Here is an 18793-nt window from a genome sequence, read left to right as displayed (position 1 = left end):
CGGGGAAAGTAGTGCAGCCCGACGAGGCCGCGACTCGACAGTTTGCCCAGGTCAGCGCCAAATGCAGATTCAAATGACCGCAGCTTCCCAAGCTGAGAGTGCGAGTTCGATTCTCGTCACCCGCTCCAAAAATCGCCCCCAGGTCAACGGCCTGGGGGTTGTTTGTTGCCTGGTCCAATTTGGGGGTGGCGCGCCCTCTGCGTTGGGCAAATGGGATCCAAGTCACGTGCGCGAAGGGCGATTTGCCGGGCGGCGTGCAGTCGCTCGGCCTGAGGCAGCCGGCCGCCCGACCCGCTCTTGGCGGAAGACGTCGGCTCACGTCTTGTCAGACGGCCTTGACGGCGATGCCGGTGCCTTCGAGTGCGGTGACCTCGTCGGCGGGTGCCGTGGTGTCGGTGACGAGGGTGTGCAGGAGTGTGGCGGGGCCGACGTGGGCGTAGGCGGTGTGGCCGAGCTTGCTGCCGTCGGCGGCGACGATGATGCGGCGCGTGGAGGCGATGCCGGCCTTCTTCACGGCCGCGTCGTCGAGGTCGTAGGCGGTGAGGCCCTGAGCTGCGCTGAGACCGCAGCAGCCCATGACGGCGGTGTCGAAGCGCAGTGCTGCCAGGGACGTGAGAGTGAGGGGGCCGGTGAGGGCTCCCTCGGCGGCGCGAGGCTGCCCGCCGGGCACCATCAGCGTGGCCGGGCCCGGGCCCTCGCCGAGTACATGGATGGCCTGCAATGACAGAGGCATCACCGTGACCGGCCGTCGGCGCAGCAGGTGGGCGATCTCCAGGCATGTGGTGCCGCTGTCGAGGAGGACGGTCTCGCCGTCGGCGATGAGCGAGGACACCTCCGCCGCGATGCGGCGCTTGGCATCGACGGCCTCGTGAGCACGCAGCGCGAAGGGCGGCTCCTCGCCCCTGAGCAGCAGAGTGCGCGCCCCGCCACGGACGCGCTCAAGGACGCCTTGCGCCGCCAGCGTGTCGAGGTCGCGCCGGATGGTCATCTCGGAGGCGCCGGTCAGTTCGGCGAGTTCCTGGACCGTGATCCTTCCCGACTCTCTGACGGCCTGCGCGATCATCCCGTGCCGGTCTGCGTTGCTCATGCCGCGATTGAACACCACACGAAACGAACATTCAATGTGTGTGAAGTGACAGTATTCAATCGCGATTGATGTTCGTTACGGTGGCTTTCATGAATCATTCGCTTCGAGCCGCCCGCGTAGCGACCTTTGTCTACTTCAGCCTGTGCGGCACTCTGATGGGCACCTGGGTGGTGAACATCCCCGCCATCGAGGAGCGCGTGGGCATCAGTCACGCGACGCTCGGGGGACTGCTGGTGCTGCTGGGGCTGGGGGCCTTCATCGGTATGCAGGTGGCCGGGCGTCTGACCGACTCTCTCGGGGCGCGCACAGTCGTCCCCGCCACCGGCGTGCTGTGCAGCGTGGCCCTGGTGCTGCCCGGCCTTCCCCGAGAGCCGTGGACGCTGGCAGGTGCCCTGCTGGTCTTCGGTTTCTGCAACGGCTGCCTGGACGTGAGCATGAACGCCCACGCCGTGCACGTGGAGAAGGCGTACGGACGGCCCGTCATGTCGGCCTTCCACGCCACGTTCTCGGTCGGCGGTGTGCTCGCCGCACTCGTCGGAGCGGCCACGGCGAGCGCCGGTCTGAGCCCTGCCGCGGGCATGGCCGCCATGGGAGCCCTGGGCATCGTGATCGCCCTGGTGTCGGCACGCGCACTGCTGCCGGCCGTACCCACGGCCGCCGACACCGATTCCGCGGGGCAGGTCGAGCAGGCGCCGGCCGCCGAGCGCCGCAGCACCAGCGGGCGCATCTGGATCCTCGCCGCCCTGGCTCTGATGGTCATGCTGTGCGAGGGAGCCGCCAACGACTGGAGCGCGCTGCACCTGAAGGACGTCCTCGGAGCACCCGCGAGCACTGCCGCCTTCGCTTACGGCACCTTCGCGGCGACCATGACCATCGGCCGGCTGCTCGCCGACCGCCTCGTCGCCCGGTTCGGGTCCATGGCGATCCTGCGATACGGCGCGGCGACGGCTGCCGTCGGCATCACGATCGTGGCCGCCTCCCCGTGGATCTGGGCCGCGTTCGCGGGATGGGCGCTGTTCGGTCTGGGGCTGTCCGGCTGTGTCCCGCAGTTGTTCAGCGCGGCCGGGCACGCCGACCCCTCCGCCGCGGGGGCCAATGTCTCCCGCGTCGCCGGGCTCGGCTACGTCGGCATGCTCGCCGGCCCAGCCGTCATCGGCTGGCTGACCCACTTCGTCGCCCTGAACCACACCTTCGTACTGCTGACCCTGCTGTGCGCGATCACCGCTGTGGCCGCCCGGATCCTGCGCACCGAATCCGACCGCACGCGCGAGATGGCACACGGCAGTCACTGACCGCCTGTGCGGCACGGCTCACTCCGTGCCGCACAGGCTTTTCCTCTCGCCCCGGCCGTCAGAACCCGGAGGAACCCTCACCATGCCCACCGACCGACGCATCGTGCTGTTCGACCTCTTCGGGGTCCTCGCCCGCCACCAACGCCCGGGCGCCCTGGAAAAGATGGCCGCCCGCTGTCACACACCCACCGAAGCCTTCACCACGGCCTACTGGACCTGCCGCCCGCCCTACGACGCCGGTCAGCAGTCCGCGCCCGAGTACTGGAGCGCCGTACTGCGACGGCTGTCCCTGTCCGTCGACGCCGACACGATCGAGGAACTGCGCGTCACCGACATCGACAGTTGGTCACGCGTCGACGACCGGATGGTCGCCTACGCCCTGTCCCTCCGCGACGTCGCCGAGGTCGCCCTGCTGTCCAACATCCCCTCGGACCACGCGGACGCCTTCCTCGCCGCGCAGCCCTGGCTGCACGATCTGGACCACGTGGCCTTCTCCGGGAAGATCAAAGCGGCGAAGCCGCACCCGGCAGCCTTCCATCACTGCGTCGTCACCATGCGGGCCGCCCCGGCCGACTTCCTCTTCGTAGACGACCGCGAGGAGAACGTACGCGCCGCGCGGGCCACCGGTATGAACGGACACGTCTTCACCGATCGCGACGAACTGGCAGCCGTCATCGACACCTGGTTGCCCGCTCGACGACCCGCGGAGAAGTGACACCTGACATGAGACACCGTGAGCATGCCCAGGTCACGGCGTCGGAGGATGACGCGGGATTCCGTCAAGCACCGATCCGCAGAACGATGCGTCCCTTGCCGTGCCGTGTCGCGGCAAGGCGGTGCGCGTCGGCTGCCTCGGACAGGGGGAGAACCGCTCCGACGTGCGGGAGGAGGTGGCCGCGTGCGGCGAGTTCGGTCACCGCGTGCAGGTCTGCGGGTACCAGCCGCGCGAACACCGGGCGGGTGCGGGGATCAGTGATGTCGACGGTCGACGCATAGCGCGTGACGTCGTGTCCGGCCGCGGTCGCGCGCGCGAGCATGCCTCGGCCGACGGTGTCGAACACCGCGTCGATCCCGCCGGGGACGATGGTGCGGACCCGCTCGGTGACCTGTTCGTCGTCGCCGACCGGTGTCGCGTCGAGGCCCCGTAGGAACTCGGCGCGATCAGCCGCGTAGGCACCCAGCACTGTCGCCCCGCGAGCCACCGCGATCTGGACGGCCATCGATCCGACGCCGCCCGCGGCGCCGTGCACCAGAAGGGACTCCCCCGGCGGTGGCGCCGGAACGCTTACGAAATCCTGACCAGGCGCGCGGGTCCCGGGATACCCGCCGCGGAGCGTGCCACTCTCGTTCTGCTCGTCTCCGAACAGGCGGGCAGCTCCGTGGTGTTGGGAAGCGGCCGCCACGGAAGGGGAGCCCCGGGCCGCCCGGGGCTCCCCGCGCACGCGTCGGGCGTTGTCGAGACCGGTGCGTACGGCTCGATGCCGGACCACGCCTCGGCGGCTCACACCCAGACGTCGTCGCCCGGATCGCCGTCCTGCGCTGCAATGGCGAGCTGCGCCAACGCAGTCGCCCCGCCCCCCTCGTACGCGGCGCATGCCTCCGGGGAGGGCAGGTCGCGATGGACCAGGCGGAGCAGGGTCCCGCCGGAGACGGCTTCGAGGGCCAGGGTCCGCGGATCGGACTGCGCCAGAACCCGGGTGGGAACGGCTCTGGGGAAGGGGGCAGCTACCCGATGCGCTGCGTCGCCGTACGGGTACGAGCGGTGGCCTCAGACAGCGCAGCCGCTCCGACAGTCAGTACAGGCTTCAGCCGCTCCCGCACGTGTTTCTCGGCTCATCTTCGGCGTCGCGATCCACCGGGTGGCGCCCAACCCTGCGGCCGGTAGCGACTTGTCTTCGGCATCTCGCTACCGGCGCTCGGGGTTCTCGTAGTCGCGGCGGCAGCCGGCGTCCCAGGCGGTGCGCTGGTTGCCGTAGGCGGGGATGCCTCCGAGATCCTTCAGCGCCCAGGCCAGGTGCAGCAGGTTTCCAGGTCATGAAGGTGGTGTTGCGGTTGGTGAAGTCGTTCTCCGGGCCGCCCGAGCCTGGGTCGAGGTAGGAGGGGCCGGGGCCTGCCTCGCCGATCCATCCGGCGTCCGCCTGGGGCGGGATGGTGTAGCCCAGATGCTGCACGCTGTAGAGGACGTTCATGGCGCAGTGCTTGACGCCGTCCTCATTGCCGGTGATCAGGCAGCCCCCGACGCGGCCGTAATAGGCGTACTGTCCCTCGCCGTTGAGCAGGCTGGAGCAGGAACCCCCTTGGCGGGTGCGCCGCACCGCATACCGTCGGGACGGGTGTCGTCAACCTGTCGGGCGACAACGCGGCTCAGGCCACCTCGTGGATGTTGTGCTCGGTCAGGTCGGATGCGTGCCGGGCAACAGCGCGGTAGTCGGCATCGTCATGGAGGACGGCCAGACCGTGGTGGGCCGCGGTGGCAGCGATGACGAGGTCCACAGCCGAGGCACTGCGATGCTCCCCGGCCTGGGCCATACGGTGTTGCACCGCGCTGATCCAGCGCCCCGCGTTCTTCGGCACCGAGACGTCGGGGTAGAGGTCGGTGAACATCTCCGCGATCTCGTCGTACTCGCGTCCGTTCCGGGCACTGTGGAGAAACTCGGCGCGCTGCACATAGCAGGACGCGATGGCTCCTGCGTCGATCGCGTCGTGCCAGGCCGATTGCAGTTTTGGATCGCGGAGCAGCCGGACCAGGCCGGACGTGTCGAGCAGGTAGATCACCGGCTGTGCTTCTCCGCTCGGTGCAGGCGTTCGGCGTCCTCGACGGCACCCCACTCACGCGCACGCTCGAAGTGACGGCTGATGCGCGCCGCACGCTCCTGCTGCTCGGCGTAGAAGTGCAGAGCGAGATTGACCGCCTCCTTCTTGGTCCTGACCTTGGCCAGAGCCATGGCACGTTCCAGGGCGTCGTCGTCGATGTCGATCTGGGTCACAGACATGCAACACCTCCCGCACAATGTTGGTGATGTACATAGAAGAATACGTCACCAACATTCACGGGTCGACGTTTCAGTGCCGGATCCCGGCATGTGCAGTCGCGGTTGCAGCAAGCTGCTACGCATGTCGGTGTGGTCGCCGTTCCGGCGCAACGTGTCCTGGGCCATAGCGCCGAGGGAGCGGAGTAGCCATTGCACGTCCCTGGCACGTGCCCTAATGCCGTGAGCACGGCATGACGGCGTTCCTCAGGACCTGAACGCGCAGGCCGACGAGGTCGTGGCCGAGGAGCCCGGTGATCTGCTGCGTCGGCCGCCTGTGACAGAACGAAGACGTCGTGGAGGACGGCCTGTAACTCGGTGCGAGATACAAATACTTCAGACCACACGCACCGCGCTCCTTCTGGGGGAACACCGTGAAGTACACCCGCATCGCCGCTCTCGCCGCCATCGGCGTTGCCGCCTCCCTCTCGCTCACCGCCTGTGGCGGCACTGACTCCGGGAAGGACTCGTCCTCCAAGGGCTCCTCTTCCTCGTCTTCGTCGTCCTCGGAAAACGGCTCGAAGGCGGAGAGCGGCTCGGACTCCGACAGCTCGCAGTCGGAGTCCGACGACACGAAGACGGGTTCCGGACAGGACACCAAGGCCAACGCCGGCGCCGCGAACGGCGCGACGGAGACCGGCAGCAAGGTCGAGTTCTGCAAGACGCAGGACCTGGCCATCGACGCCAGGGACGCCGCGACCGACGAGGCCTCCGGCAGGATCGACATCACCATGATCAACCGGGGTTCGGCCACCTGCTCGGTGACGGGCTTCGCGGGCGTCGACATCAAGGACACCGACAACACCTCGAACCCCATCGAGCGCGGCCAGGCCCAGCCGCGTATCACCACCCTGAAGTCCGGCGACGCCGCTGTCTTCAACCTGGCCTACGACATCGACAACACCGGCGACAGCCTCACGCGCCCGACCAACATCCTGGTGACGCCCCCCAACGAGACCCACTCCGTGAGCCTGGAGTGGCCCGCGGGCGCGGGAGAGATCAAGGGCGCCTACACCGATGTTCAGGTCTACCCCACGCACACGACCAAGTAGGGGTCGCGGCCAGCCCGGTGGCTGGTAGTTGTGGTGTATCGAGCCGCCACTGGCCTTCACGATCCGAAGCGCCAGTGCTTGGCGAAGCATCCAGCCTCGGCGACTTCGGCCTGGGCGCTTCCGCAGCATCGATGCCCTTGCGGGCGATGCGGGGCCGGATGCCGCGTTCGCGCAGCCATTTCCGGAGGTGGTCGTAGTCGTAGCCCTTGTCGGCATGCAGCTTGGCCGGACGGCGCCGACGAGGGCCGCGGCGGGAGCGGATGGGCGGGATCCCACGCACGAGCGGCTGCAGGCCGAGACTGTCGTGGGTGTCAGGGGAAGGTCAGACCGCTCGCTTGGTGGCGCCGTCCATGTAGGCGTCGTACTCGCGTTGAGTGATCCCCGTCTGGGCACGATGCGCCGACCGGACCTCCTTGGGAGAGGCCACCTGGCCGGACCGTAGACGTTCGTCTGGCACGTCCGTCCGGTGCGCTTCGTGGCTGTGGTCGGCCGGGCCTGTCACGTGTCGCGGCTCACCCTGGCGGCTGGGGTCTCGTTCGTGATCGGCGGCTCGCTGTTCCGTCTCGGTGTGTCCCCCACCGGGGGAGGATCCGTCACTGTTTGAATCGCTTTTCATGACCAAGCGCGACGACGGGGCTCTCTTCGGTAACCGATTCCTGACCGTGCCCGCTCCCTCGGAGACCTTCCCCGAGGAAGGCATGGCCGCGACGGACGCGATGAGGCTGGTGGGTGAGGACCTCGCCATGGAGGGCGACCCGCAGCGCAACCTCGCCACGTTTGTCACCACCTGGATGGAGCCGGAGGCGCAACGGATCATCGCCGAGAATCTCCACCGCAACTTCATCGACCATGCGGAGTACCCCATTTCCGCCGAGATCGAGCAGCGCTGCGTGCGCATGCTCGCCGACCTCTTCCACGCGCCGGGCAAGGCGACCGGATGTCGAACCCAGGGCTCGTCCGAGGCGATCATGCTCGGCGCGCTGTCGCTGAAGTGGAAGTGGCGGGAGCGCCACCAGGCGGCCAACCTGTCGGTCGACCGGCCCAACCTGGTCTTCGGCGGGGACGTCCACGTCGTGTGGGAGAAGTTCTGCCGCTACTTCGACGTCGAGCCGCGGATCGTGCCGCTCGCCGAGGACAAGTACACGATCGGCCCGGAGGACGTGGAGCCCCACCTCGACGAGAACACGATCGGCGTGGTCGCCGTCCTCGGCACCACGTTCACCGGTCACAAGGACGACGTCGTCGGGATCGACAAACTCCTGCGGGACATCCGCAAGGAGCGGGACCTCGACATCCCGATCCACGTCGACGGCGCCAGCGGCGGCTTCGTATGGCCCTTCCTCTACCCGGACTCGAAATGGGACTTCCGGCTCGAGCAGGTCCGTTCGATCAACGTCTCGGGACACAAGTACGGCCTGGTCTACCCCGGCATCGGCTGGCTGGTCTTCCGCGAGGAGTCCGACCTGGCCGAGGACCTCGTGTTCTACGAGAACTACCTGGGCAAGACCGACGCGACGTTCACGCTGAACTTCTCGACCGGCGCTTCGATGGTGCTCGCGCAGTACTACAACTTCGTGCGGCTCGGCCGCCAGGGCTACACCTACGTCATGGAGACGATGCAGGAGAACACCCGCGCGTTGGCGGACAACCTGCGCAGCGGCGGCCGCTTCGAAGTGATCGGCAGCGACCTCGAGCAACTGCCGCTGGTCGCTTTCCGCCTCGCCGGCAAGAACGCCTACGACGAGTCCGACATCGCCTGGCAGCTGTCGGCCGAGCGCGGCTGGATGGTGCCGGCATACACGCTCCCGCCCAACGCGGAGCGGGTGAAGATCCTCCGTGCCCTGGTCAAGGAAACCCTGAGCCGCGAGCAGATCGACCGTCTGAGCCAGGACATCGCCGACGCGTGTCGCACTTTGGACGACAAGGGTGCGGCCCACGGGACCGAGCGGGCCAAGGTCAAGCGCGGTACCGGCTACTGACCCAGGGGCGGGCGACGAAGTCGCTCCATCACTACACGGGTTGCGGGGCGAAGGGGAGCAGGTCGTCCGCTCCGGGCCCCACCACGCCGTAGCTGCTCTCGGGGACCTCGTTCCAGGCGCCGGGCAGATCGCCCAGCGGCTCGGACACGATGAGGCGGGTCTCGTCGGACACCTCCTTCAGGACTGCCACGTCGGGGTGGAGTGCTCGTAGCGCCTCCACCTCGGTGCTGTAGTACAGCGAGCGGGAGGCTCCCTGGCTGGAGTAGCGGAAGGCCCACATCCGCTGCCCGTCGGTCACGGCGACCGTCATCTGCAGTGGAAACTCCACCCCGTGCTCATGACCGGTCCGTTCCACCATGCCGACCATTCGCGCGACGGCGCCCGGCGGGTCCTGCTCCAGACCGAAGGTCAGTGCCAGGTAGAACATCATCTCGGAGTCCGTCGATCCCTCGATGTCGAGGAAGAGTTCCGGGTCGACCGCCAGGGCGAGATCACGCCGTACCTGGTGAAAGTCGGTGATCCCACCGTTGTGCATCCACATCCAACGGCCGTGGCGGAACGGGTGACAGTTGGTCTGCTGCACCGGGGTGCCGGTCGTGGCCCGGATATGAGCGAAGAACAGCGGGGACCGGACGTGGTCGGCGATCTCCCGCAGATTGCGATTGCTCCATGCCGGGCCGGTGTCCCGGACGACCGCGGGGGTGCCGTTGTCCGGTGCGTACCAGCCGACGCCGAACCCGTCGCCGTTGGTCGTTTCGACGCCCATCCGGGAGTGCAGGCTCTGGTCGATCAGCGAGTGGACCGGTTTGTAGAGCACGGTGTCGAGCAGGACGGGCGTTCCTGTGTAGGCGAGCCACCGGCACATCGGCTACCACCTTTCCGGTGTTCGGAATTACGCCGCGGGGGTCATCCCCCGACGGAGGCCCAGCGGCTGCCGCTCATCAGGGCGATCTCCACTGTGGGCCCGCTGAATGTGGTTCCGCATCACCCGGGACAGGTGAGTGACGAAAGTGGTCCCCTCGATGGCCTCGGCGGCTCCGCGTGAACGCACGGCTCCGTCGGCCGTCGCGCCGATGCGGTCGCAGAAGGCTCGGACCGTCAGCCCGGAGATCACTGCTCCGATGCCCTTGGCCCACAGACCTGCCAGGACGGCTGGCGACTGCGAGGAGCTCAGAGCACAGTCACATGTTCTTCGGGTCCCGTCGCCGCCTGCCGGTATCGACGGCCTTGACCACCACCCGGGCCGCGATCCCGACGAGCAGGATTCCGCCGGCCATCTGGATCATCGTCATGACGCGTGCCGTTTCGGTGCGGGCGGTGATGTCGCCGAAGCCCACGGTGCTGAACACGGTGAGCGCGAAGTACAGGGCGTCGGTGCGGGTGAGGGGCTCGGTGAAGCTGCCGGGTGTGGCCCGCTCCAGCGTCGTGGAGGACGGCCAAGCCGTGGTGGGCCGCGGTGGCGGCGATGACGAGGTCCACCGCCGAAGCACTGCGATGCTCCCCGGCCTGGGCCATACGGTGTTGCACCGCGCTGATCCAGCGCCCCGCGTTCTTCGGCACCGAGGCGTCGGGGTAGAGGTCGGTGAACATCTCCGCGATCTCGTCGTACTCGCGACCGTTTCGGGCGCTGTACAGGAACTCGGCGCGCTGCGCGTAGCAGGATGTATCAACGCAGGCCAAAGCCATGAAGTCCGTTCAAGCGCCATCGCTTCCCACGCTGATGTCGCGAGTTCGATAGCTGATGTCGCGAGTTCGATTCTCGTCACCCGCTCTTCCTTGTCTGGGCCTCAGCGCTTCCAGCACTGCCCACTCGTCGTCCGTCAGATCCCCACCGATCCGCGGTACGGGCGGCTCCGGTTCCGGGGCGGCAGGCCCTACCCTGATCACCGAGGCAGGCCGGCGCTGGGAAGGATGATCTGCGATGACGCCCCTGAGCACCGGAGACCCGGAGTCCATAGGCGGTTACACCCTTCTCGGTCGGCTCGGGGCGGGCGGTATGGGAGTGGTCTATCTGGGCGTCTCCTCCTCGGGACGGCAGGTCGCGGTCAAGCTCGTGCACACGTCGTACGCCCAGGAAGAGGAGTTCCGAACACGCTTCCGGCAGGAGATCGTGGCAGCGCGCAGGGTGAGCGGTGCTTTCACCGCGCCTGTCGTGGATGCCGACCCGGATGCCGAAGTGCCGTGGATGGCGACGCTCTACGTGCCGGGGCACAGCCTTGCCGAACTTGTGAAGAAGGACGGCCCGCTGAGCCAGCGGGAACTGCGCGCGCTGGGACTGGGGCTCACCGAGGCGCTGCGCGACATCCACCGGGCGGGCCTGGTGCACCGGGACCTCAAACCGGCCAACGTCCTGATGACCGAGGACGGTTCGCGCGTCATCGACTTCGGTATATCGCGCGCTGCCGACAACCAGAGCCTCACCATGACCGGGCGGGTGATCGGCACTCCGCCCTTCATGTCGCCGGAACAGCTCGCCTCTCCCCGAGACGTCACCCCGGCCTCGGACGTGTTCTCGCTGGGGTCACTGATGGTGTTCGCGGCCGTCGGCACGGGGCCGTTCGACGCCGACAGCCCCTACCTGACCGGCTATCAGGTGATGTACGAACCCCCGGACCTCGCCGGGGTGCCCGAGGCGCTCCTGCGCATTGTCGAGCGCTGTCTCGACAAGGACCCGGCTGCCCGGCCGGAACTGGCGGATCTGTACCGCATGATCGAGGCACTGCCGGAATCCGACGCCGCCGCGCCCCCGGAGACCAGGGAGGAGTCCGCGAGACCCCGGCTCCGCCCCACTCTGCGGGGCGCGGCCACCACCTCCGCGGCCACCACCTCCGCGGGCGCCACCTCCGCGGGCGCCACCTCCGCGGGCGCCGCGACCGCGGGCGCCGCGACCGGCACCGGCACCGGCACCGGCACCGGCACCGGCACCGGCGGCAAGGGACGCCGACCCCGGAGGCTGCTCGTCGGCCTCGGCACGGCGCTGGCCGTCACGGGGCTGGGTGTCGGGGTGGCTGTCTTTATGTCGGGCTCGGACACCATCGCCGCCTCCGACACCAGCGGCACGACCACCGCCCGTGCCGCGTCCCTGCCCGACGGCTGGCGGCCCTGGCGCACGGCCCTGCGGTACGACGTGAAGGGTGTCCCTCTCGACTACGGGACCACCGGGTGCGTGGCGGACGGGAGCAGCGCTCTGTTCTGCGGCGGTACGGGCTTCACGGTCGCCAGGATCGACGCGGCCTCCGGCCGCACCCTGTGGCGGACCGGGACCCGCCCTCAGGGGGCGCGGCCGATCGGCGTTCGCGACGGGCTGGTCTACGTGTACGAGGATCCGGACGATGCGACCAGGCGCGTGGTGGCCCTCGACGCCGATACCGGGCACCGGCGCTGGCAGCGCGACATCAACAAGTCCGCGGACCCGGTCCTGTACGACGGCGGACTGCTGACCCTGTCTCCGGACTACTCGTCATTCGTCGCCTACGGGCAGTCCGGCAAGGAACTGTGGCGGGCGCCCTCGCTGGACGAAGTATGCACTCCGTCGGCGCTGGGCGGCGTCCCCTACGCCCTGTGCTCGGCCGGCACCGAGCCCGGCCAGGCCCCGGTCGACCTGATGAAGCTCGAACCCGACAGCCTGACCGAAACCGCCACACTGCCCCAGAAGGCGGAAGCGCTCGGCGCTGTCGGCGGGCAACCCCTGTTCCTCGCCCCCCAGACCGCGAAGGACGTGTACGAAGCCGGGTACGAACGGCCGTACAACGCGCTGCTGCGAGTGGACCCGGAAACCGGGCAGGTCAGACGGATACCCCTGGCACGTCCGCTGACCGGCGCGGCCACCCTTGTGGACGGCGTCGTCTACTTCGTCCGGTCCAACGGGTCGGTCACCGCGGTGTCCGCGGACAGCGGCAGACAGCTCTGGCAGAAGGCGACGGACATGGAGAGTCTGTCCGCGCCCGCGGTGTCAGCGACGTACAAGCGGGTCTATTTCTCCAACCGCTTCGGCCGCCTGCTGGCACTGGACAGCCGCACCGGAGCGGAGGTATGGCGCGCCTCCGCACTGAACGACCCCGGGGACAAGGCGCAGAACACCCCGCCGCGCGTGCTGCTCGTCAAGGACGCGATCGTGGCGACGGCCGGAGACACGGCCTTCTCCCGGAGCCCGGACGGGCCCGACTGACCGGCCGACAGATCTGCGTCCATGACTACCGCGTGTCGGCGCGGAAGAGGTCGAGCGGGCTTCGGGGAGTGGCTCGGTGATGGTGGCCGCGGGCCGCGGCAGTAATTCCGGCCCGGGCCGCGCGCCGTGCGGGAGACGGTCACCGCGATGTGGGAGTGGCTGCGCGTCCACTACCAGGACGACCCCGACTCCTGGCACCCCGCCACCCGTACCAACGGTCGCCACCCATACCAACGGTCGCCGCCCGTACCTGCGGTCGCCGCTCGTACCTGCGGTCGCCGTCGGTGGCGCCGCCTGACGAGCGCGCGCCGCCCGACCCACCCGCAGCCGCGTCACCTCGCGACTGACGCCCAGACCACCTTGCCGGTGTCTGTCCACCGCACCCCCCACCGGGTGGTGAGTCCATGCACGACGCGCAAGCCACGACCACCGTCGTCGAGGAGCCCGCGCCGGCCCAGCCGCGGCCTGCCGCTGCCGGTGTCGCCCACCTCGCACAGCAGCCCGTGACCGGTCCTGATCAGCCGTACCGTGAGGGGGCCGTCGGCGAAGCGGACCGCGTTGGTGACCAGTTCGCTGGCCACCAGCAGCACGCTGTCCCGGGTGTCGTCTCTGATGCGCCATCGCCCCAGCAGCGCGGAGACCAGCGTGCGGGCCCGGGCGGCCGCGTCGGCGCGGGCGGGCAGACGCCAGGTCGCGGTGTCCCCCTTGCGATAGCCGACCATGCGCGCGAGCAGCAGGGTCACGTCGTCGCGCTGGCGCCCGGGCGCCAGCGCGGAGACCACGCGCCGCGCGGCCGGCTGCAGGGCATCCCAGGGGTGCACCGCGGACGCGGCGTCCGCCAGCCTGCCGATGCCCTCGTCGATCGACAGGTCGGGATCCTCCACCAGGCCGTCGGTGTAGAGGGCGAGCAGCGAGCCCGGAGGTGCGGCGAACGCGTGCACGTCGAACGGCTCCCGCAGCGCGAACTCGGCGCCCAGCCCGGGGTGGGGGCGTACGGCGACCGGGCCGGCGGGCCCGTCCGGGGGCACCAGGATCGGGGGGAGGTGGCCGGCGCTGGACAGCGCCACGTGGTGGCTGACCGGGTCGTAGACGGCGATGCAGCAGGTCGACCCGAGGGCGCTGTAACCGGCCGCCAGCCCGGTATCCGCGTCGTCCAGCAGCGTGACGGTCTCGTCCAGGTGCTCCAGCACCTCGTCGGGCGCCAGCCCCGCGGACAGCAGCGCGCGGGCCTCCATGCTCAGCTGTCCCATGGTCGCCGCGGCTCCCAGGCCGTGCCCGACGACGTCACCGACCATCAGCGCGGTACGGCCGTCCGGCAGCGGAAAGCTGTTCGCCCAGTCACCGCCGACGCCCGCGCTGTCGGGGGTGGCGGGCTGGTAGACGCCGGCAGTCTCGATGGTGTCATCGCCGGACCGTGGCAGCAGTCGGCGCTGCAACGCCAGCACCTGCGTGTGCTCGCGCTGGTGCTGACGGGCCAGGTCGACGTGATGGGAGGTCCTGGCCACCAGCTCCTGCAGGTCCAACAGCTCGCTGTCGTCGAAGGGGCGGTCCGCCCGCCGCCAGACCTCCGCCACACCCAGAACGACGGGCGGCGCGCCGTCCAGGACCAGCGGTACGCACGCCACACCCGCCGCCTGGTCACCGGGCACCAGGGCACGTACCAGCCGCGGACTGCCGAGTACCCGCTCGATCGCCTCCCGGCCGGGTATGACGATGGCCTGCGCGGCATCGTCACGCCGTATCGCCTGCGACAGCAAGCGGCTCGCATCGCCGGGAAGGTCGTCGCCCGGCGTTACGTAGCCGTCGGGCCACGCCCGGTCCGGCACCAGGGCCGCCCGCCGCAGATGGATGCGCCCCTGCGGCCGCTCGGTGAGCATCTCGCCCGTCCACACGGCGAAGTCGAGGTCGATGGCGGCCACGTCTCCCCAGGCCAGCAGTGACTCCGCCAGTGACTGCGCGGTCTCGCCGATGTCCAACGAGGTGCCGATCGCGGTTTCGGCGGCGTACAGGTGCAGCCTCCTGGCCATGGCGATCAGCGTGACGGTCAGGCCCTCCTGAGGCGCCGCGGCGGCCAGGATGCTCATCGAGACCACCAGCTCCGACCCGTCGCTGCGCCGCAGCCGCTGGACCCGGGCGACGTGCGGCTCACCGGTCTCGAGGACCTGCAGCAACCGCCGAGTGACCGTCGGTACGTCCCAGGGAGGCAGAAGATCGACGAACCGGCTCCCGGTCACGGCCTCCACTCCCGCGAACACGGGGGCGTCCAGATTGCAGCGGGTGATTCTCAGATCCCGGTCCAGGTTGACCGCGCCGAGGATCTGCTCCTGACGGCCCGGGGCCGGGTTGGCGTGTACGCGTTGGCGTGCGGCGCTGTCGCCCTGCGGATCGGCAGAACCGGCGGCCGCTGCCGCTCCGCCGCGTGGCATGTACTGCCCCAAAGCGCCGCTGACCATGTCGAACGGCGACGCAGACGAGGGGGAGGGGGTGGAGTCCATGCCGGTCTCTCAGCTCGCTCGCCAACCCCAGCACAGCGCCGGGGCCGTACCAGAACCCGGGCGACAGGGTCCTAGCTCCTGACCGCACATCCTCACATCTCATTCAATAACACCCGGGGCCACTTCGCCTATATCAGCGGACCGCACAGTTGGTACTTTGATCGGTCCGCAGGCGTCGAGGCTCAGCATCCCCTTGATCACGGACATCCGGAGGGGTGTCGCGGGCGATGAACAGCGCACTACTGCGAATCATCCGTCCGTGCCGTCGTCGCCGCTCCGCCCGACCTCCGAATCCCTGGCGAGCCGGGTCGCAAGGTGGTAGGCGACGGTGACGTCCTGGTACTCCTGACCGGGGATGACCGGGTCCGGCAGGTGGGTGCGGTCACTGTGGCTCGTCGACTCCCGCTTCCCGGTGCCGGGGAAGCGGACGGCTGTCCGGGGTTCCCGCGTGAAGCGGAGCCGTTCGGCGCGAACCGTGGACCGGAACAGGATGTCCCCCACGCCCACGGGGCTCTCGGCTCCCGTGCCTCGCGTTCAGGGCGGCTCCTCCGGCTTCCTGGCGGCATGACGGCGACTGGACCTTGGTGGCAGCTTCCCGTCCTCTCCGCGTACCCGGCGCGTGCGGGTGCCGTCTTGGCTCCGGCCGGCTCGGCCCCGCTCACCCTCCGCGCCCTTGCGCGCCGCACGCGGCTCGGCCGGCTCGGTACCTTCCGCGGTGGCGTTCGCCGTCTCCGCGGCGTCCGCAACGGCGCGGCCGCCGTCCCGTGCCGTGTCGCCTGCCGCTTCCGCCCCACCCGCGCCCTGTTCGGCCACACTCCCAGCGGTGCCGCCCACCGCCTCGCCGGCGCCTCCGACGGTCCGGCCCGTCTCCTGGCCGACACCCTCCACCGCGCGCCCCGCACCACCGCCCGCCGCCTCACCGGCGCCTCCGACGGTCCGGCCCGTCTCCTGGCCGACACCCTCCACCGCGCGCCCCGCACCGCCGCCCACGTCCTGAACGGCCCGGCCGGCTCCCTGACCGACATCCTGCGCGACGGAGCCGGCGCCCCGGCCCACGTCCTGGACAGCGGCACCGGCCCCCTGCCCCACATCCTGGACAGCAGCACCGGCCCCCTGCCCCACATCCTGTACGGCGGCTCCGGCCCCCTGCCCCACATCCTGTACGGCCGCACCAGCGCCCTGCCCCACGTCCCGGACGGCGGTCCCCGCGCCCTGGCCGACCTCCTGGACGGCCCTTCCGGCACCCGTACCCAGCTCCCCCACGGCCTGGCGGGCTCCGCCGCCGACGTCCTGCACGGCGGACCCGACTCCACGCGCCAGCTCGTGCAGGATCTCCGGGTTGCGGTCGAGCGTGGCGAGCACTCGGTCGATGATCTTCGCGACGTGGTGGAGACGCACCTTGAGCTGGGCCTGTGCCTCGACGCCCGAGATACCCAGGTGCACCCGGCCGAGCGTGACGTCGGCGCCCACATTCAGTTTGAGCAGATCCAGCACCTCGGCCTGCAGCGAGACATGCGCCCGCAGGTCCTCGACGTCCAGGTCGATCTCGTCGACCTTCAGGATCGGAACGTCGAGGTAGACGTCAGGGCTCGCACCGGCCGCGTCCTCCTCGTCGTAGAGCACCGGCTCCTCGTCATAAGCCTCGGGATCGGCGTGCTCGTCACTGTCCTCGGCGTCGAGTTCGTCACCGCGCTCGTCGTCATACTCCTCGACGGAGCCCTCGTCGTTCTCGGCGTTGCCGCGCATCGCCACGCCTCCGCAGTTTCGGCGTACGTTTCGACCATTTTCATCCACTATGGCAATCGATGCGCGGTCAGTACCGTCCGTCCAGCGAGGGTGATGGCCGCCAGGCGGGCTTGGATGGGCTCGTCGAACCAAGCTGAGTCGGGTTGACGCGCAGGTCAGAGGGGTCAAACGACTAAGCCGGCACGTCGCCACGGTGAGAGTCGGCAGTACTGAGCGTGCGACCGCACCGGATCGCGGCGGTCGTGGGCCGGCGGGGCCGTGTGGAGTACGCCCGGCGGCAACGACGGCAACGGCGCCAGGGCCCATGGGAAGAACCGGCCCGTTCGATCCACGGTCACGCTCGGGCGCGAAAATGTTTCGTAACCGAGGAATTTCCCTCCCTTGTCGCCGCTGTGAATTCCGTGTCAGTGTCCCGGTCCAGCAGGCAGGCCGTCCGCGGTGTTGACGTCCGAAAGCATTTCGCACCAGCCGCCCATCTGCCTGGCGCATGAATACGGCATGCCAAGAGAAGAGAGGCAGATTATGCGCGGAATTCCGGCACTCGGAGTCAGCGGTGCGAGTATTCCGAGAGGGCGACGCGGGGTCGCTGCCGCCATCGCCGTAGCGGCGGCCATGTCCCTTGCCGCGTGCGGGACTTCGGGGCCGGCGGGCTCGTCCGCGGGTTCGTCGTCGAAGGGCCTGACCCTGTGGGCGCTCAACGACCAGACGATCCTCAAGGAGTCCGTGGAGGCCTACAACAAGGACCACCCGGACCAGAAACTCACCCTGCGGCTCTTCGCCAACGACGACTACAAGCAGAAGCTGCGCGTGGCCTTCGGCGCGAACCAGGCCCCGGACCTCTTCTTCAACTGGGGCGGCGGCGCGCTGGACGACTACGTGAAGGCGGGCAAGGTCGACACCGTCACCGACGCCAAGGTGGACCTGCTGCGGTTCACACCCAGCGTGCTGAAGAGCGCCACCTTCGACGGCCAGGTCTACGGCGTCCCGGCGAACGGTCTCGCACCCGTCGTCCTCTACTACAACAAGAAGGTCCTGAAGGACGCGGGCGTCGAACCGCCGAAGACGTACGACGACCTGCTCGCGGCCGTGAAGAAGCTGAAGGGCGACGGCGTCACCCCGATATCCCTCGCCGCGAACTCCAAGTGGCCGACGCTGATGTACCTGGAGTACCTGCTGGACCGCACGGGTGGCCCCGAGGTGTTCGACAAGATCGCCTCCGGTGTCGCCGCGGGCTGGAAGGACCCGGCGGTCACCGCGGCGGGCACCCGCCTCCAGGAACTCGCCGAGGCCGGTGCCTTCGGCAACAACGCCTCGTCCGTGAACTACGACCAGGGGGCCTCCACCGCCCTGCTCTACACCGGCAAGGCCGGCATGGAGCTGATGGGCACCTGGGAGTACGCCAACCTGGTCAAGGCCGCGCCGGACTTCGCGAAGAAGGACCTCGGCTACGTCGCCTTCCCGTCGCTCTCCGGCGGCAAGGGGGACGCGAAGGACATCGTCGGCAACCCGTCCAACTTCCTGTCGCTGAACGCGGCGAGCAAGAACAAGTCCGCGGCGCTGACGTACCTGAAGGACTACGTCATGAACGGCGACCAGATCGACGCCTACCTCGCTTCCGGCAGCGTGCCGCCGGTCAACGGGCTCGACTCGAAACTGGCGAACGCCAAGTCGGACGACAAGGCGTGGCTGACCTTCGTCTACAAGCTGGTGCAGGACTCCCCGAACTTCCAGCTCTCCTGGGACCAGGCCCTGCCCTCCGACCAGGCCGACCCGCTGCTGACGAACGTGGACAAGTCGTTCCTGCGGCAGACCACGCCCGAGGGGTTCGGTACGGACATGAGCAAGGCGGCGAAGTAGTGGCCACCGCGGTTCGTACGTCGCGTCCGGTCGCGTCCCACAGGGCGCGGCCGGGCACGGCCCGTGGCGGGCGGCGCCGCGGTTTCAG

General features: G+C 69.4%; 14 protein-coding genes and 4 pseudogenes. 6 read left to right on the top strand and 12 right to left on the bottom strand.

The window, feature by feature from the left end; genetic code table 11:
- Positions 1 to 325: 325 nt before the first annotated feature.
- Positions 326 to 1087, bottom strand: a complete 762-nt coding sequence (locus tag AB0H86_RS05480) for a DeoR/GlpR family DNA-binding transcription regulator (protein WP_362433236.1) — start codon at positions 1085 to 1087, stop codon at positions 326 to 328.
- Between the two features lie 89 nt (positions 1088 to 1176).
- Here AB0H86_RS05480 and AB0H86_RS05475 point away from each other — a divergent pair, with 89 nt between their 5' ends.
- The gene (locus tag AB0H86_RS05475; protein WP_362433234.1) at positions 1177 to 2379 is read left to right on the top strand and encodes an MFS transporter; all 1203 of its coding nucleotides are present in this window, start codon (positions 1177 to 1179) and stop codon (positions 2377 to 2379) included.
- An 82-nt stretch (positions 2380 to 2461) separates the two neighbouring features.
- Positions 2462 to 3094 (top strand): HAD family phosphatase, encoded by a 633-nt coding sequence (locus tag AB0H86_RS05470; RefSeq protein ID WP_362433232.1) that lies wholly within the window; start codon positions 2462 to 2464, stop codon positions 3092 to 3094.
- A gap of 64 nt (positions 3095 to 3158) precedes the next feature.
- Here AB0H86_RS05470 and AB0H86_RS05465 read toward each other — a convergent pair whose 3' ends face one another.
- The 4 genes and pseudogenes from AB0H86_RS05465 to AB0H86_RS05450 form a co-directional block, all read right to left on the bottom strand.
- Positions 3159 to 3629 (bottom strand): zinc-binding dehydrogenase, encoded by a 471-nt coding sequence (locus AB0H86_RS05465; RefSeq protein WP_362433229.1) that lies wholly within the window; start codon positions 3627 to 3629, stop codon positions 3159 to 3161.
- Between the two features lie 656 nt (positions 3630 to 4285).
- Positions 4286 to 4667: pseudogene (locus AB0H86_RS05460) on the bottom strand (flavodoxin family protein); the annotation flags it as partial.
- 76 nt (positions 4668 to 4743) lie between these two features.
- Positions 4744 to 5154 (bottom strand): PIN domain-containing protein, encoded by a 411-nt coding sequence (locus tag AB0H86_RS05455; protein ID WP_362433227.1) that lies wholly within the window; start codon positions 5152 to 5154, stop codon positions 4744 to 4746.
- Positions 5151 to 5372: a type II toxin-antitoxin system VapB family antitoxin gene (locus AB0H86_RS05450; RefSeq protein WP_180989643.1), complete on the bottom strand. Its 222-nt coding sequence runs from the start codon at positions 5370 to 5372 to the stop codon at positions 5151 to 5153. The genes AB0H86_RS05455 and AB0H86_RS05450 overlap by 4 nt, the downstream gene beginning before the upstream one ends.
- A 410-nt stretch (positions 5373 to 5782) precedes the next feature.
- Here AB0H86_RS05450 and AB0H86_RS05445 point away from each other — a divergent pair, with 410 nt between their 5' ends.
- Positions 5783 to 6460 (top strand): DUF4232 domain-containing protein, encoded by a 678-nt coding sequence (locus tag AB0H86_RS05445; RefSeq protein WP_362433224.1) that lies wholly within the window; start codon positions 5783 to 5785, stop codon positions 6458 to 6460.
- Between the two features lie 130 nt (positions 6461 to 6590).
- On the opposite strand, the pseudogene AB0H86_RS05440 reads toward AB0H86_RS05445, so the two are convergent.
- A pseudogene (locus AB0H86_RS05440) lies at positions 6591 to 6752 on the bottom strand (IS5/IS1182 family transposase); the annotation flags it as partial.
- Positions 6753 to 7074: 322 nt separating this feature from the next.
- Between AB0H86_RS05440 and AB0H86_RS05435 the strand changes: the two are divergent.
- Positions 7075 to 8439, top strand: coding sequence for a glutamate decarboxylase (locus AB0H86_RS05435; RefSeq protein ID WP_362433222.1), 1365 nt, complete (start codon positions 7075 to 7077; stop codon positions 8437 to 8439).
- Between the two features lie 31 nt (positions 8440 to 8470).
- On the opposite strand, the gene AB0H86_RS05430 is transcribed toward AB0H86_RS05435, so the two are convergent.
- From AB0H86_RS05430 to AB0H86_RS05420, 3 genes and pseudogenes are all read right to left on the bottom strand, one after another.
- A complete protein-coding gene (locus tag AB0H86_RS05430; protein ID WP_362433220.1) occupies positions 8471 to 9304 on the bottom strand; it encodes a class II glutamine amidotransferase in 834 nt (277 codons plus the stop codon).
- Positions 9305 to 9620: 316 nt separating this feature from the next.
- A pseudogene (locus AB0H86_RS05425) lies at positions 9621 to 9860 on the bottom strand (potassium channel family protein); the annotation flags it as partial.
- 1 nt (position 9861) lies between these two features.
- Positions 9862 to 10101: pseudogene (locus AB0H86_RS05420) on the bottom strand (VapC toxin family PIN domain ribonuclease); the annotation flags it as partial.
- A gap of 259 nt (positions 10102 to 10360) precedes the next feature.
- Here AB0H86_RS05420 and AB0H86_RS05415 point away from each other — a divergent pair.
- Entirely contained in the window at positions 10361 to 12607 is a 2247-nt protein-coding gene (locus tag AB0H86_RS05415; protein ID WP_362433218.1) for a serine/threonine-protein kinase, read from the top strand.
- Positions 12608 to 12939: 332 nt separating this feature from the next.
- Here the strand turns inward: AB0H86_RS05415 and AB0H86_RS05410 are convergent, their stop codons facing one another.
- The 3 genes from AB0H86_RS05410 to AB0H86_RS05400 all read right to left on the bottom strand — a co-directional run bounded on the left by AB0H86_RS05410 (position 12940) and on the right by AB0H86_RS05400 (position 16848).
- On the bottom strand, positions 12940 to 15102 hold the full coding sequence (locus tag AB0H86_RS05410; RefSeq protein ID WP_362433215.1) for a SpoIIE family protein phosphatase: 2163 nt from the start codon (positions 15100 to 15102) through the stop codon (positions 12940 to 12942).
- A 249-nt stretch (positions 15103 to 15351) separates the two neighbouring features.
- On the bottom strand, positions 15352 to 15603 hold the full coding sequence (locus AB0H86_RS05405; RefSeq protein WP_362433213.1) for a hypothetical protein: 252 nt from the start codon (positions 15601 to 15603) through the stop codon (positions 15352 to 15354).
- 33 nt (positions 15604 to 15636) lie between these two features.
- Positions 15637 to 16848 (bottom strand): hypothetical protein, encoded by a 1212-nt coding sequence (locus AB0H86_RS05400; protein WP_362433210.1) that lies wholly within the window; start codon positions 16846 to 16848, stop codon positions 15637 to 15639.
- A gap of 612 nt (positions 16849 to 17460) precedes the next feature.
- On the opposite strand from AB0H86_RS05400, the gene AB0H86_RS05395 reads away from it, so the two are divergent.
- Positions 17461 to 18705: an extracellular solute-binding protein gene (locus AB0H86_RS05395; RefSeq protein WP_362433208.1), complete on the top strand. Its 1245-nt coding sequence runs from the start codon at positions 17461 to 17463 to the stop codon at positions 18703 to 18705.
- Positions 18706 to 18793: the final 88 nt, after the last annotated feature.

The organism is Streptomyces sp. NPDC050997, assembly GCF_040660135.1.
Classification (GTDB): Bacteria; Actinomycetota; Actinomycetes; order Streptomycetales; family Streptomycetaceae; genus Streptomyces.
This window is presented reverse-complemented; position numbering and strand designations above follow the sequence as displayed.